Source organism: Paraburkholderia sp. RCC_158 (assembly GCF_041355255.1).
Lineage (GTDB): Bacteria > Pseudomonadota > Gammaproteobacteria > Burkholderiales > Burkholderiaceae > Paraburkholderia > Paraburkholderia graminis.
This window is the reverse complement of the sequence record NZ_JBFUPM010000012.1, coordinates 90,183-105,527: the sequence shown is the minus strand read 5'-3', so window position 1 is coordinate 105,527 and position 15,345 is coordinate 90,183. Positions and strand designations below refer to the sequence as shown.

Here is a 15,345-nt window from a genome sequence, read left to right as displayed (position 1 = left end):
GACGATGAAGGATTAAGCGAAGGAAAAAGAAACCTTGCATATCTGGCGACCGTCAGGCGAAAGCAAAAACTCGGTTTCGTCGCAGCATTACAGATCTCGCACCGCTGGGAAAACCGGCGCAAAAACGCGGCCACGATTATGCTTTGCGCAAGACATGCGATGCCGCCTAGTGCGAAGGATCTGACAGGTTCAAATGACGCAATCCCGGTCAGCGAGCATCATTGACCGCACGCTGCGGCACTTCTTCAGGCGCACACCGACTCGATTGCGCCAGGCTCATGAACATCGCGAGCAACGCGGTTAGCCGTCGCCGCTGAGGTAAAACAAGCTCGAACTGTTCGCCGATCGATACGGCGCGAGTAATCCAATATGCAGGTCCCAGATAGCCGGGCAGCTCTCGATATTCAGTGTTCAACAAGTACGATGCGACGGTTTCCAGATGAGCGATTTCTGAGTCGGCGAGCATCGCGGGTAGTTTGCGACAAGCAGTTGCTGATGCGCCGTTCCTCTGTAGTTCTTGATTTGTATTGGGTTTGGGATAACGCTTCGTGGAACGGTCCATGTTTCAATGAGATCGGCTGATGTGATTCCATCTTGTCGACGTCATTGAAAAGTCAAGGCAGTACCAAGGTGAGAGTGCGGCGAGGAGTGTCCGGATCGTGGTGTGCCGGGGTCCCACCAAGAGCGCAGCGGAGCCCCCGACTGCGTAAGCGGTTAGAGACGCATTGGAAAAAGGTGGCGCGCCACTCCAGGCACGTAGGATGGTAGACGCCGACGGGCTACCGCGGACAACAGGACACGCCATTGCGGCACTGCTGTGGCTTGCACACCCTCGCAGAGTCGTAAGCGCTCTTTAAACCACACTGGATAGTGAGATGTTTTGGAGAGCAGGGCTTCAGGTTTGTCTAATTTTGGCCCAGCTGCTCAACGCCATGCCCATCAGCATCGGGTTGGCGGCCCCTCGGTCAAGCAGTTGGGGCATCAAAGTCATCGCCTGACCACGTTTCATAACGCTTCGCTGTATGGCTCGCGATCCGTTTGAGTGACCTCTTTCACGTAAAAGCCATGATGCCAGTCATCGCCGAGGGGATACTGATAGACGAACCGGTGTCGCGCATATCAATCCAGCATAAGCTCGCCGTGCGGTCATTCACCATTTCGCGATCTCCAGAGAAAAGATGGAGCATGGTGTCGTTATTGGCAGCCCCGCATCAGGGCCAGTACGCATGCCTTGTCACGGGCGCCAGCGTCAACGTCGTCGGGTTCGGTGCCGGTGATATGTTCGGCCTCGACGAAGACGCGATCCTTGAACTTATCCCTGCTCAGAGGAAAGCGCCTCCTCTGCGCGAGACAAAACTGCTCTTCACGCTGGGTAATCCGTTCGCAGAGTTGCCGGCTGCATGTCTCTTGCTTACGGATGCAGGTCTGAGCGGCGGGCGGCACTCGGGAAAAGTCGTCGTCGTTTCTGGCTCCCCGATAGCGAAGCGCCCCCAATGGGTTTGCGGGAATCGTGACAGGCCGACCGCTTCTTGCTGACGGGCGGACGCCCGACGCTCGAGCAGCAGCCCCTCGCCGAGCGATTTTGGCGGCCAGAGATCTCCTTTGCACACCGCAGCTCGATGCTTACGAGGCTCGGATACCCGCTGGCTGCACACTGCGCAACGTGGTCGATGTCGCCGGCTGATATTCGGCCACCCAACGGCGCAGATCGCGGCGAACTTCGTCGTCGGTCGGCACGCGGTGCTGCATCAGCCACGGCAGCAGGTTGTCGATCAGGCTGTCCGGCACTTCGCGCGCCCGCGCGATACGCAGCTTGGGGTGCGGCGTGCGCGTGGTGGTTTCGTCGTCGGCGAGCAGTTCTTCGTAGAGCTTTTCGCCCGGGCGCAGGCCCGTGTAGATGACGCGGATCTGCTCTTCAGTGAAGCCATACAGCCGAATCAGATCGCGTGCCAGGTCCGCGATGCGCACTGGCTTACCCATGTCGAGAATGAAGATCTCGCCGCCGTGCCCCATGCTGGACGCTTGCAGCACGAGCTGCGACGCTTCGGGAATCGTCATGAAGAAACGCGTGATTTCCGGATGCGTGACCGTGACAGGACCGCCGCGCGCAATCTGCTCCTGGAACTTCGGAATCACGCTGCCCGCGCTGCCGAGCACATTGCCGAAGCGCACGGTCTCGAACTGCGTGCGCCGCGCGCCCTGCTGTTGCAGCGACGAACACACCATCTCCGCGAGGCGCTTGCTCGCGCCCATCACGTTGGTCGGATTGACGGCCTTGTCGGTGGAAATCAGCACGAAGCGCGCGACGTCGTGACGGATCGCCGCGCGCGCGACGCGATAGGTGCCGAGCACGTTGTTGCGCACGGCCTGCCACGCGTTGACCTCCTCCATCAGCGGGACATGCTTGTAGGCCGCGGCGTGGAAAACGATATGCGGGCTGTAGCGCGCCATCACCTGATCGAGCAGCAACGAGTCCTTCACGTCGCCGATGATCGGCACCACCGACACTTTCGGATATTTGTCCGAGAGCTCCTCATTGAGGCGATAGATGGAGAACTCGGAGACGTCGAACGCGACCAGTTGCACCGGGCCGAAGCGCAGAATCTGCCGGCACAGTTCGGAGCCGATCGAGCCGCCCGCGCCCGTCACCATGACGACGCGGTTCTTCAGCAATGCCTCGACGTCGTCGGTGTCGATCATGACCGGATCGCGGCCAAGCAGGTCTTCGAGATCGATCTGGCGGACGCGCGACAGAAAGGCCTGGCCTTGCGTGACTGCGGTCAACGCCGGCAGCACGAGCGCGCGGACGCCGGCTCGCACGCAAAGCGTTGCGACGCGGCGTTGGACGTCTACCGACGCCGAAGGGATGGCGATGATAGCGTACTCGGTTTTCAACTCCTCGGCCATCCGCGGCAATTCGCTGATCGGCCCGAGCACCTTGTAGCCGTAAATTTCGCGACCGTGCTTGGAAACGTCGTCGTCAAGCAGTCCGACGAGACGCCATTCGCTCGAGCGCGACAACTCACGGGCGAGGCTCGCGCCCGCGTTGCCGGCGCCGAGCACGACCACGGGCTTGCCTTGGGCGACGAGGCCGCCGTATAGATAGAACTCTTTGGTCGCACGGTAAAGCGCCCGCGATCCGCCCATGGCGAGGAACAGGAAGAGCGGCGAGACGACGAGCACCGAACGCGGCACGATCGGCGAGGGCTGCACCAGTACGGAAACAACCATCGCGACAAGCGCCCCCGCGATCACGGCTTTCGAAATCCGAACGAGGTCGGGCAGGCTCGCGAACACCCACATGCCGCGATACAGGCCGAAGATGCGGAACATCAAGCCGTAGACCGGCAGGACCCAAAGCAGCGACCGCAGAGCGCCGACGCGGAAGTCGTAGGGAATCGAGCCGTTAAAGCGAAGGAGATACGCGATAAGCCACGATCCGGCAACTGCGGAAAGATCGAACAGGAAAGCGCTGAAAGACAGCCAAGCGGCCTTGTTTCGTAACATCAGCGGCATCCCTTACTTGTCTGACCGTGTTGATTGGAAATGACGCCAGCGCATGTCGATGACCACGCCTGCTAGAAAGAGAACTATCACCCATGCGGCGACGATACACCACTGAAAAACGGTAGCGCGGCCAAGGGTAATTGTAGCAAGCGTTGTGCCAGTGACCATGAGCGCATACCATGCGAGGGCTGTCCTCGCGTGCCCAATCCCACTACGCACCATACGCTGATAGTAGTGCTCGCGGTGCGCTTCCCAAAATTTTTCTCCGCGCAGCAGGCGGCGAGCGAGCGTGACCGACGCGTCGGCGATGAAAGGCGCGAACACCATCACCGGAAACCAGACCGGCCAGACGCCGCCGCGCCAGCCCCAATAACCGAAGGCGCCGGCGAGAAAGCCGAGCGATATCGATCCTGCGTCGCCGAGAAAAATGCGCGCCGGGTGAAAGTTGAAAACCAGAAAACCCAGAGCAGCACCGGACACCGCGACGGACGACCACGCCAGTTCCGGCAAGGGACGCTCACTGAGCAGCGCGGCGACGGCATAGCCGGCGAAGCCGAACAAGGCCATTCCGCCCGCGAGCCCGTCCGCGCCGTCCATGAAATTGTAGAGGTTGACCAGCCACAACATCAGGAAGGCCAGGACTCCCAGCGCCCACCAGGGCACGCTGGCCGGGAACGCCACGACAAGACCGACGACAGCCGCCAGGTGGGCCGCGAACCGCACGCGCGCTGGCAGACCGCGGCGGTCGTCCATCTGGGAAACAGCCGCCAGAAACACCGTGCCGACAGCAGCGCACCAGAGCCCCGGTGCCGACAGCAAGATCGCAATGATGACGACGGGGACAATGCCCCAGCCGCCGACTCGCGGCGTCGGCGCGTTGTGAAGCGAACGGGCATTGGGCACATCGGTGGCGAGACGCCAGGCAAGTCCGGTTCGCAGCAACGTCCAAAGAATGGCGGCGCAAGTGCAAGCGGCTGCGAGCGCAATCAGGGCCGCCGCCGACCAGGCGGGTAACGAGGCAAGGTATTTCAGCACTCGCCGCCCCTTCGCGTGCTGCGATACCAGCGTGCGGTCGCCGCTAAGCCTTCGTCGCAGGAATAGGGAGGATGCCAGCCCAACACCGTCCGAATCCGACTCGTATCGACCTGCAAAGCTCCGACCAGGCGGTCAATTTGGGCGGAGCGCCCTGTCACCCTGCCTGCGAGACGCAGCATGCTCTCAGGTATGGGGAGCAGCCGCGCTGGCCTCCCTAAATGACGGCCAAGAGCCCGACATAGCTCGGCGACTGTAGGCGCGTCCGAGTCCGCGACGTGAAAACGTTGCGCCACGGCTCGCGGATCGATTGCACAGCGCATCAGCGCGTCAGCGAGATTCCCGACATACACGAGACTGCGTCGTCCGCTGGCGGCGCCGAGCGGCAATGGCACCCCACGCCATATGCCGTCCATTAGACGCAGAAAGTTGGCGCGTACCTCTGGCCCATAGACCAGCGGCGGGCGGACAATAACTACCTCAAGCCCTGACTCACGACCATAACGGAGCAACGCCTCTTCTGCGGCAAGTTTAGAGCGGCCGTAAGCATCTTCGGGAGCCGGAGCATCGTCTTCACGCAACGCGCGCCCATTATCCGCTTCCGCAATCGCCTTTATGCTGCTCACAAACACGAACCGCTGAACGCCGTGATTCCACGCAGCCCGCGCAACGCGAAGCGCACCTTCCACATTCGTCGAACGAAACTGGGCTTCCGGATCAACCGAAACTTCGCGCATTACGTGCACGCGTGCCGCCAAATGAACGACGCAATGGGCAGCGAGCGCCGCAGGCCATTGGTCTTCGATCCCTGCGAAATCCACGCTGGGCTCAATCCACTCTTCCACGCCCGACTCAAGGAGCCCCTCGTGCCGGACCAGACCAGTCACTGTGAACCCCGCGCCGCTTAATACGCGGCACAGCGCCCGACCGACAAACCCGTTGGCTCCTGTGACGAGTACCTGGCTCATAGCCACTTCCAGCCGAAGCGGTTGAAGAACTTGTACGCTGAGGATATGAACATACGGATATGCGCTGACCCTTTGCGCGATGCCCCTCCGCCGTGATGAAGTACACGCACAAAGGGCACGTATACGACACGCGTTACCGCGTGCGCGCGGAGGCTTAGGTCGTAATCCTCGAAATAAAGAAAGTAGCGAGAGTCGAAGCCTTGCAACTGTTTCAGCACGGACGTGCGGAACAGCATGAAACAGCCGCTAACGATCGGCGGATCCCACACGACGGCCGTCCCATCGATGAGGTCGCGCATCTCATATCGGACGAGGCGCGTTGCAAACAGCACGTCGCGTAGAACTGGTGGCACGAAACCTCGAGCGAACAGATCGAGCAACGTCGGATATCGACGACAAAGATACTGCTGACGGCCCGAATCGTCGCCGATCCACGGCGCAAGTAAACCGACTTCAGGATGGGCGTCGAAGAATCGGCAACCGGCAATGAGCGACTCGTCATCCAAGTCGACGTCCGGGTTTAGGATCACATGAAGATCGCTCTGCGCCCGCTCGATGGCGAGGTTATGGCCGCGTCCATAACCAACATTACCGTGTCCAGCTAGCACCGTACAGCCGATGCCAGCCTCGGCCAACGCCGCGAGACTTTCGCCTATCTCGGGCATGCCACCATTGTCGATCAGGTACAAGTGGAGCGACTTTCCCGGTGCGACGCGCAACAGCGCGCCACCGGCTCGCGCAAGGCTCGCGAGCGTTCGCGTGAAGAGGTGCAGGTCAGGATAAAAAACCACCACCGACACGGTCACCGCGCCGTGATCCACGCTAGATACTGAGGTCAATGTCATCTCGGAAAGCGACCATTCGGCACCGTGTGCACCAAGCGCTCAAGAGGAAGTAGTACGGCTCGTCGATTTTGAATCAAAGTCCCCGCTTGCCGCAACAAATGGTTCGACATGCCAACGCGGAACGCAGGGCGTCGTCCAGCACATTCGATGCAGCGACAAGTGATTTTAGTGATCCCTCTATGCACGAGCGCCCCCCTATCGCGCGAAAAGATCGTGTGCTCGCAATTTGTAACGCACCCGCCGTGCGGCGGGCATCTCGTATGAGCGATGCCCGTCATACCGAGGAGGTTCGATTCACGCGCGCAACGCCGTGCGCCCGGCGCAACTCACCGCCTCGCACTACCGCCAACCCGCACGCGCCACACCCGCGATATTCAAGCCGTTGCCGACCTTCGGCGCGCACCGGCACGATGTTGCGTTGAGCAACCGCGCCGACAATTCCGCACATGGACTTTTTTCTCACTGGTCAGTTCACTGTGCGCCGATCGGTCGACGAGCTTTCAATACCGCCGGACAAGTACCGTCGTTGTATTTAGCTTCGGGTACTGGACTCCAGTGCGCCGCCCATTCTGAAGCCTGCTTACCTCACAATTATTCCCTTACAGGCGAGATTGGATCGACCGTCGCATCAACCCTTACGCCCCCGTCGAGGACGGATATCCGTATTCAGAGTCGCTCAGAGACAGTTTCTCAGGGGCCAACTCCGATTGCGACGCCGAAATTGAGGCCGCGGACCGTTTCATCAGTGGATGCTCGAGAACACGGACGTACTTGGCCCCAGGAAAGCCGTGGGACCGACCGAGAATCTCATTTCGCCGGTGCTTGAAGGACGACAGGCCGAGCCGCTGCACGCAGAAGCGCGCAATGGTAAGTCGGCTCGTCACCTCACAAGAACGCCAGTATAACTGGAGGGAAAGCATTTGTGCATCGCGACGCGCGCAATCGAAGGACCCTTAACGGCAACTTCATAGTATTCATGGACGTCGTGCTCGCTGTGATCCGGACAGCCAATGACTCTGATGGTCCTAGGATAGAGCCGGGGGGCACGCGCTCTCCAACGAGCTGAGTTCCTGATAATATCGCCGAATTTGCATTTGGGCGTCCATATGACAAATCCTCCGGGCGCGCACAGTCTGATCGAAGACATTCAGATCTTGCGCGGTGTAGCAGTGCTGATGACGGTGGGAACTCATCTCTTCTGGCTAGTCACTTGGGGGCCGGCCACTTGGCTCATCACGTTGCACAGCTATTTCTCGCTTGGTACAGGTGTCGACCTTTTTTTTGTCATCTCTGGGTTCGTGATCACTACCGACATCTTAAAGCGCTTGCCGCAGACGGGTTCGGCAGTTTCCTACTGGTCAGAAGTAGGAAAGTTCTGGGTCAGGCGAGTGTTTAGGATTTGGCCTACAGCATGGTTCTGGTTAGCGGCGATTCTGCTATTCACCGTGTTCTTTAATCGATCAGGAGTCTTTGGTTCTTTCCGGGCGAATTTTGCGTCTGTCCTGTCCGCCGTTGCAGGTAGCCAACTTGCATTACTGGAACCTTGACGCCAACAATGCTGGCTTGCGTGGCGCCGCACCAACACTCGATGTCTTCTGGTCCCTTTCACTGGAAGAGCAATTTTATCTCGCACTCCCCTTTCTCTTATTTGCATTCCCCAAAACTTTCTCGCGGATACTCCTAGTCACCGCGGTCTCTCTGATCCTAATACCGCGCAGTTGGCCAGGTTTTGGCTGGTATTTCCGCATTGATCCGGTCATTATGGGCGTCCTATTAGCCGTTTGGCGGAATTCGCCGCTATACACGATATTTGAACCTCGATTCCTCGCGGGAACAGCGGTAAAGAAGATGTTCTTCTTGCTGTTGATGACGCTGTTAATAGCCGGAGTGGGCGCGCTCAATGTGGCACCTATCTCTCAAGGATTAACAACCATCTTTTGCACCATCCTAGTTTTCGCGGCAACGTTTGACCGTCACTACATTATGCCGGGTCGTTTCGCGCGTTCTGCTTTCATGTGGATCGGCTCGCGCTCCTACGCAATATATATTGTCCACGGAATTGCTTACTTTCTTGTACGCGAGCTTTGGTTCCGCACTGGTCCATATCTGGTCGGCTGGGGAATCGAATATCGGGCCGTTTGTTTTTGGCTGGCCGGATTGCTAATCGTCGTCTTCGCTGAGTTTAATTTTCGCTGCATTGAGGCGCCCCTTCGCAAAGTCGGCCGACGGCTGACAGAGCGCCCGGGAGAAGATGCGAAAGAGCTCCCATGCAACGACCTCCAGAGAGGAGCTCAGCCTGCTCAAACGTCGGTGCACCGTTAGTATCTCACTATCGCACTCTTCGACTGGCCTATGGGTATGCTTTCGAGCCCTTAGGCCGATCGGCGCTCAGGAAAATTAGTCTGATCTCTCGCTAGCAGACTCGACGGAGCCAAAGCACAAGTGACAGGCTAAGCTAGGCTCCGAAAGCTGTCGCTTTATCGCGCTATGCGCGAGTGAAGACGCCTTCGAATGCGCCAAGCGCCCACTGCCATCTTTCTGCCGAACTTGGCAAGGAACGGTGCCTTGTTGTCGAGGTAATGGACGGTTCTCAGCGCCGCAAACACCACCCGGCTCTTTCGATAGAAGTCCAGTTGCTCGTTGAGTCGCATAACTTCTTCACTGGCCTTCTGTACTAGTGCCGGATCAACCAAAGCACCTTCTAATACGTACATCGGTAGCGTCAGCGATGAACAGTTGAGCGCTTTGTCCCTAAGGAGATCGTGATACAGCGATCGATGCCTTGATGCACGCTCAGGTGAGTGATACATCGATTCTGATCTGCGGCGATAGAAAAAGTGGACGCCATTCGTCACGATGAAGCGCTTGCCTGCAGCGACCGCCCGCTGATAGAGATCCCAGTCCTCGTATGCGTCAAGTTCCTCGCGATAGCCGAACTGCCGCAGTACAGACGTGCGGGCCAGACATGTTGCGGTGGAAAAGCGGTTATCGTGCCACCCGAGCGCTCGCGCCTCTCCATAAAATATAGCGTAGTCTCTGAAGCTAATCCGAGTGCCTATTTGTGCTTCATCTGCGTCGAAGAAGAAACCGGCCTGAGGGACGACAAAATCGTGGGTCGGATTTCGCTGCAGTGCCTTGACCGCGAGTTCGATAAACGACGGGCTGATTAAATCGTCGGCATCCAGGGTAAGAACGAATTCCCCTCGTGCGTTCGTAACCGCAACGTTTCGGGTCGCTGCCAGCCCGACGTTCATTGCGTTGCGTACTATCCGCAGTCGCTCGCCGATTGATTCAAGACGACTAACCGCCAAACGGCTAATCTTGTCAGTGGAACAGTCGTCGACAACGAGGATCTCAAGATTCTCATATGTCGAAGCGAGAATGGAATCCAATGTGCGCGGCAAGTAATCGCCGAGATTATAATGAGGCACCACGACGGAGACGAGAGGTCGCTCAGTGTCCTCATTGGTTGCAGTCGTCGCTACGGCCGTCGCAGGGAGGGTCCATGGCGCGGGATCCTGAGGCACTTGCACGACGGACAATGCCGGACCAGCAAAAGCCCGGGTGAGCGCTTGTGCAAGCCCCTCGGCACGGCCGTCGAATTTGTAGCAATTGACGCCATCCACCCACGGGGATTGTTCGCCAAACGCTGGATTCTCACTGTTTAACACACAGATGCCTCCAGCAAGGGAGGCTTCATAGGCCGAGAGGCAGAATGATTCGAAAAGCGACGTCGTCACGCAGATCGAGCGAGAAATCAGGGCCTGTCTTTCGACAGGACTAGCATTCCTCAAAAAGATAAAGCGATCGGAGAGGTCCGGGGGAATCATCCGCTGAATGCGCGTCTCATAGATTTCCGTGGAATGTGCGGCGAATACAATTGAGCCCCGGTATTGCGTGTTGCCTCGCAAGAATCCACATGCTCCGCGGACAAAAAGTTCGGGGCGTTTCAGATGCTGTATTTTCGACGGAAAAATTATTGCGGTGTCCGAGTCCGCTTGCACCGACCGCAATGCAGTGTCACCCGAGTCGAGCAGAACCGGAGGTGCATGCAAGCAGGCTCGCCCGCGCCAGTCGGCTTCGGAGAAACCAAAAAAGCGACGCACTGCTTCCCCCACCGCCGGCAGTTGCATGACGATACGGTCGCAATCCGCCAGAGTTTTGCGTTCGAGATCATGGATTGCGAGCAGATGTTTATCGACAGGACGGCTATCGACGGTTGCAAGCAAACTGTCGGTCGTGTGCAAGCGAACTGCGAGAACAGAATTGCTGAATGCACGCCCAAGAAGTTTCTCTTGAACGCTAGCGAAGCCAAGACCGCCCCAGTCAGGGAACTCCACGTATCGAGGCTCTCCGGCTTCCCGTGCGAGGCGTTTCAGTCCCTGCATTGCCGAAACCGACCGCCAGTGCCATTCGGTGTTCGTGAAAGCCCACTCGGGCGGATAGCTAATGCCGTCTTCGTCAACGAGCTCATAATTTAGGCGCGAAGCTAGGACCAGTTTCACTTGGGGGTAGACAGCTGAAAATCGCGCAACATCGAGTTCGTCACCAGCCCAAACGACAGCCGTCTCCGCGAGGTCACCTGCGGTTGAGGTTGCAAGCATATTGCCGATTGCCCGGCCAATTCCACCGTGCGTGAACGGGTATAACTCCGTGGTTACGAACACTCTCATGAGTTGCTGATCCTCAGATTTCCAAAAATTCCATGTAACGCTGACGAGAAAGCTCGAGCAGTCTCAGCTTGTAATCGTTCATCATCTCGCGAACTTCGCGCGGATCGGTCTTGAGGGTCCGCTCTATGCAGTGCGCAGCGTCTTCCACATTCATCGGGTTTTCGACCGTCGTCATGCGTGCGTATGGATGATCTTCCAGCCCATCAAGAAAAAGCGGTCCTCGGATGCTCGGCGTGCCGACAGACATCGCCTCGAGGTCAACCATCGGGTGGCAATCTATGGTTGTCACATTCAGCACCAAGTCCATAGTCGCCATCAGTTCAAGCATGCTCGTGTGGCTACGATACGGGATTTTCTCTAGTTTTGATGCGAGCCAGTTGGGCATGCTGAAGTCTTTTGCGATGACATACACCTTCTTCACCCGTTGAACGCTCTGGGCCGCCAAGACGTTCGTAGCGAGGTTCTTGCGCAAGTCGTTCCACGATGGTGCAAGCAAGTTGCACTCGTGCGATGACGGCTGCCGTTGTATCAGCCGTTCTTCAATGCGCGGAGGCATGTTGACCAGTTGAGGCGCGAAATTGCGGTCACCGACAACGGGACCTAGTCCGCGTCGGATTGCACTGAAACGCCTAATTTTCCCCTCGCGTGCCATTTGAATGGCTTTCTGTGCATACCGCCGTTCATCGTCCCAAACCCACTGCGCAGTCGTGCCGTGCCAGACGAGGTATTGCAGATCAAATCCGACCTTGGCCAAGGCACGCGATAAGCCGTACATCGGATCAGAAATGCCGTGGAAGACGATCTTCTGGATCGAATGTTGGCTCAGCCGCGATATGAAGAGTTCTACTTCCTGAAGCGGGAGATTTCTAGTCGAAGAAATTGAGTATTTCCAGCCGGGCAGCGCCCCGACAGCAGAACGAATGCCCATCCAGTCGTTGTGGAAGATATGGCAAACACCGCTGAAGCGGTCGTCGAAGTTGGCATACTTGGTGTCTTGTACTGACTGCCACCGAGCCACGCTGTCTTCGGGATCCACGGTCCGTACGATCCCGGAACCCTCGCTCGTGGCATTCGGCACTATATGAAGGGGCGGGGTCTCAAAATGGGCTTCGGCTACGACCCGATGAAGCGCCTTGCGCAAGTCCTGAACCTGCCGCAAATTTCTGTGCTCGACCTGCAGTTTTTCTAAGGCTCTTTGTTGCTGTTGGAGTGCACTATCGCGTTCAGCGACGATACGTGAAAGATTGTCATTTGCTTCCGCGAGGTCGTGGAGCCTCGCCTGCAATGTTGCCAGGTCAGAAGCCTGAATTTCGTCCTGAAGAGCTCTTTGCGCGATCATCAGGCGTGGTATGCCTAGGCGGAGACGCTCGTCGTCGTCCAAAGCCCGTGGTTCAGAATCACCGTCAATAATCAACACCTGTCTCTGCGCGCTGGAGACTGGCCTTATGAGATAGACGTCGTGATCGGGGAGAACACCCCGTACGACCGTTGTATCGTAGCTTCTTGCTATGTCTCCAACGTAATCGTGAACCCAACATCCGCCGTGCCAGTTACCTTCTTTAAGTCCGAAGGGCACGAGTTGGTTTTCGACAAGGAGCGCATATCCCGTTGGGTCAAGCCTTGACAATATGTCTGAAAGAGTTTGCGCAGCATCATCTCTGTTGTTATGAATCAGGACTGATACCGTAAACACTACGTCGAAACGTACATCCGGGTAAGCTGCGACCACACTTGGCGCAACGCGCACACGTTCTGAGACCGGTCGGGCGCCCGGAGGCGGATCGTTCAAAAGCTTCTCAGCCATCGACAATGAGAAGTCGTATGCGTAGTACTTCACAAAAGATAGCGGCGCCAGCACATGCGCCATTCTTCCGAAACCGCAGCCAAAATCAAGCACTCGGACGGGACGACCGAGTTGGGTGGCGAGCCGCTCGAGATGCGAAGCGAGCCAAGCTTCTTGCACGCGGTAATTCGTATTCCCGCGTGCACTTCGCCAAATCTGCTGTTGTTCATAACTGGCGCCAGCTTGCTGCAACCAGTAGTTCTCGTTTGTCTTCGCCATTCTCACGTCCTTCTGCGATTCCGTCGCCGTGCGGCGCCAGCGAGCCATCTTATCAGGTTACGAACCCACGTCGGGAGCCTGTCCACGCCCCTACGCACGGACAGCGCTGCAGCGACGAACAAACTATTTTCATATGCGGCGATACGCGCACGGAGATGATCAAGAGACTCGCCATACTGCGCAACGGCCGCGCCTTCGAGGGCGTACATCGGAAGGCGATTCTGGCCCACCACGAAGTATTTCGTCCGCATCAGGTCGTGATAGAAGAGACTAATCTTCGCTGCGGCCTCCTCGCCGTGAATCATCGAGTCCCGCCGATGGCGATAATAGAAGTGAAGCGCATTTGTGACAACGAACCGTCTACCGGACATAGTTGCCCGCATATACATATCCCAGTCTTCATAGGCGCTCAAGGACTCGTCGTAGCGCAGGGCACGGAGTTCGCTAGTTCGTGCCATGATGGTGGCTGTCGCGAATTTGTTTTGAAAAATACCTGAAGCGCGCGCCTCGCCAACAAACGTCATACAGCGCAGCCCGGAGCAGTGTTGGCTCATTGGGTCAGCGAGCGAGTCAAAATACGCGGTCTGTGGCACGACAAAAGACAGTTTGGGGTCTCGACTGAGCGCGAGCGCAGCGATGCCGATGAAACGTGCGTCAATCAGGTCGTCCGCGTCCAATGTCAGCGAAAATTCCCCCCGCGCATGCTGTACGGCGATGTTCCGCGTTGCGGCTAGTCCGCGATTCGAAGACTGAGCGACGACTCTGATACGCGCGTCTTTTCGCGACATCAACTCTCGGATCGTCGCAACACTCGCTGCGTCGGTAGACGCGTCGTCAACCACAATAACTTCGACGTTGGGGTAGTCCGACGCAAGCGCGCTTTCGATGGTCCTCTCTATGTAACTACCGAGGTTGAAATGGGGAATCAGAACGCTAACAAGCGGCCAATCCTGAGGGGAGCTCGCTTCCGCACGACCGATGGGGCGTAGAATACGCCACGGCGCAATATCAGAGTGCACCGTGACGATTTCCACCGAGTGCCCTCGCCGGAAAACGTCCGACAGCGCGCGAACGAGTCCGGATGATGTACCGTCGAACTTGGCACAGTTGACGCCGTCTTTCCAAGGCGACCCGGCCGAGTATGCTGGATTGGTCTCATTCAACAGGCAGAACGCTCCTGACCTCGACGCTTCATAGGCTGCGAGACAGAATGATTCAAATGTCCCTGGAAAAACGCACACGGACCTGCTGATAAGTTGCGCCCGGGACTCTGGTGTGGACTCATTTAGGAACTCGAAGCGATTTGCGAGATCCTCGGGCACGAGACGTTGAATCTCCCTCAAGTATTCTTTGTCCGGTGCTGCGGCAACCACCCTTACCGTACCCGTATAGCCCGGGTTACCGCGCAAAAAATCTGAGGCTCCCCGGACAAAAACGTCAGGGCGTTTGATTCTCTGAACCTTCGACGAAAAGACGATCGGCGTGTCCGACTGTGGAACTATCGACACTTCTGCGCTTCTCACGTGGTCCAGCTTCACGGGCGGCGGATTTATAACTAGGCGCGGAATCCATTCGGCATTCCCGAAGTCGAAAAATGACTGCATTGCTCGCGCGCTCGCAGGCACCTGGCCAATCACTAGATCGCAATCTGCTAGCGACTTGCGCTCAAGGTCGTATAAGACTAGGGACGAGTGGTCTACTGCCCGCTGCTCCGTCGCATTCAACATGCTGTCCGAAGTGTGAAGGCGGATGGCAAGGATGGTTTCATCAAATGCCAGTCCTAATCGCTTCTCCTGAACTGATGCGAATGCAGTCGCGCCCCAGTCGGGGAACTCCACGTACCTCAGGGGGCCACGGTCCCGTTCGAGCCTTTTAAGCGCCTGCATTGCGCGCACTGATTCACCGTGCAAAGCATGCGTCGTATACTGCGAAGCTGGCGGATATCTAAAACGGTTCTCGTCGATTTCCACGTACGTGTTCGTCGATGCATCGACGAACAAAGCGGCGGGAAAACGGCTGTGAAAGACCGAGGGATCCAGTCCATCGCCAAGGAACACGACGGCAGCGCACTGTCTGTCCGCATTAGAAACATTGGAAGAAAACTCAGGAAGGTCAAGGATGTTCGCGATGACGCGACCAATGCCGCCACCCGTGAACGGGAAAAGCTCGCGCGTAACAAATACAACGAGGCCTGTCATATCCGACCTACCTTCGCACTGCATTTTAAGTATTGGCTTGGTGCGACCAGGCGCCCAGCG

Annotated in this window: 11 protein-coding genes and 1 pseudogene; 3 read left to right on the top strand and 9 right to left on the bottom strand. The window is 57.6% G+C overall.

Annotated features, from left to right (window positions below; translation table 11 throughout):
• Nucleotides 1-208: 208 nt before the first annotated feature.
• Nucleotides 209-562 carry a hypothetical protein gene (locus tag AB6809_RS22565; protein WP_371027238.1) on the bottom strand — a complete coding sequence of 118 codons (354 nt, stop codon included), beginning with the start codon at nt 560-562 and terminating at the stop codon, nt 209-211.
• Nucleotides 563-1,065: 503 nt separating this feature from the next.
• Between AB6809_RS22565 and AB6809_RS22560 the strand changes: the two genes are divergently transcribed.
• The gene (locus tag AB6809_RS22560) at nt 1,066-1,536 is read left to right on the top strand and encodes a hypothetical protein (protein WP_371027237.1); all 471 of its coding nucleotides are present in this window, start codon (nt 1,066-1,068) and stop codon (nt 1,534-1,536) included.
• 87 nt (nt 1,537-1,623) lie between these two features.
• Here AB6809_RS22560 and AB6809_RS22555 read toward each other — a convergent pair whose 3' ends face one another.
• From AB6809_RS22555 to AB6809_RS22535, 5 genes and pseudogenes are all read right to left on the bottom strand, one after another.
• Entirely contained in the window at nt 1,624-3,507 is a 1,884-nt protein-coding gene (locus AB6809_RS22555) for a polysaccharide biosynthesis protein (protein ID WP_371027236.1), read from the bottom strand.
• 12 nt (nt 3,508-3,519) lie between these two features.
• Entirely contained in the window at nt 3,520-4,542 is a 1,023-nt protein-coding gene (locus tag AB6809_RS22550) for a glycosyltransferase family 4 protein (RefSeq protein WP_371027235.1), read from the bottom strand.
• The gene (locus AB6809_RS22545) at nt 4,536-5,507 is read right to left on the bottom strand and encodes a UDP-glucose 4-epimerase family protein (RefSeq protein WP_371027234.1); all 972 of its coding nucleotides are present in this window, start codon (nt 5,505-5,507) and stop codon (nt 4,536-4,538) included. The genes AB6809_RS22550 and AB6809_RS22545 overlap by 7 nt, the downstream gene beginning before the upstream one ends.
• Nucleotides 5,504-6,352 carry a glycosyltransferase family 2 protein gene (locus AB6809_RS22540; RefSeq protein ID WP_371027233.1) on the bottom strand — a complete coding sequence of 283 codons (849 nt, stop codon included), beginning with the start codon at nt 6,350-6,352 and terminating at the stop codon, nt 5,504-5,506. The genes AB6809_RS22545 and AB6809_RS22540 overlap by 4 nt, the downstream gene beginning before the upstream one ends.
• 170 nt (nt 6,353-6,522) lie before the next feature.
• Nucleotides 6,523-6,800: pseudogene (locus tag AB6809_RS22535) on the bottom strand (glutamine--fructose-6-phosphate aminotransferase); the annotation flags it as partial.
• A gap of 658 nt (nt 6,801-7,458) precedes the next feature.
• Between AB6809_RS22535 and AB6809_RS22530 the strand changes: the two are divergent.
• Nucleotides 7,459-7,899: an acyltransferase family protein gene (locus tag AB6809_RS22530; protein WP_371027232.1), complete on the top strand. Its 441-nt coding sequence runs from the start codon at nt 7,459-7,461 to the stop codon at nt 7,897-7,899.
• Nucleotides 7,880-8,674: an acyltransferase family protein gene (locus tag AB6809_RS22525; RefSeq protein ID WP_371027231.1), complete on the top strand. Its 795-nt coding sequence runs from the start codon at nt 7,880-7,882 to the stop codon at nt 8,672-8,674. Before AB6809_RS22530 ends, AB6809_RS22525 begins: the two co-directional genes overlap by 20 nt.
• Before the next feature lie 155 nt (nt 8,675-8,829).
• On the opposite strand, the gene AB6809_RS22520 is transcribed toward AB6809_RS22525, so the two are convergent.
• From AB6809_RS22520 to AB6809_RS22510, 3 genes are read right to left on the bottom strand one after another with little or no spacing between them, the layout of a single operon-like run.
• Complete coding sequence (locus tag AB6809_RS22520; protein ID WP_371027230.1) at nt 8,830-11,025, bottom strand: glycosyltransferase; 2,196 nt, start codon at nt 11,023-11,025, stop codon at nt 8,830-8,832.
• Between the two features lie 13 nt (nt 11,026-11,038).
• Complete coding sequence (locus AB6809_RS22515; RefSeq protein ID WP_371027229.1) at nt 11,039-13,087, bottom strand: class I SAM-dependent methyltransferase; 2,049 nt, start codon at nt 13,085-13,087, stop codon at nt 11,039-11,041.
• A gap of 2 nt (nt 13,088-13,089) precedes the next feature.
• Nucleotides 13,090-15,285, bottom strand: a complete 2,196-nt coding sequence (locus tag AB6809_RS22510; RefSeq protein ID WP_371027228.1) for a glycosyltransferase — start codon at nt 15,283-15,285, stop codon at nt 13,090-13,092.
• Between the last annotated feature and the right edge of the window lie 60 nt (nt 15,286-15,345).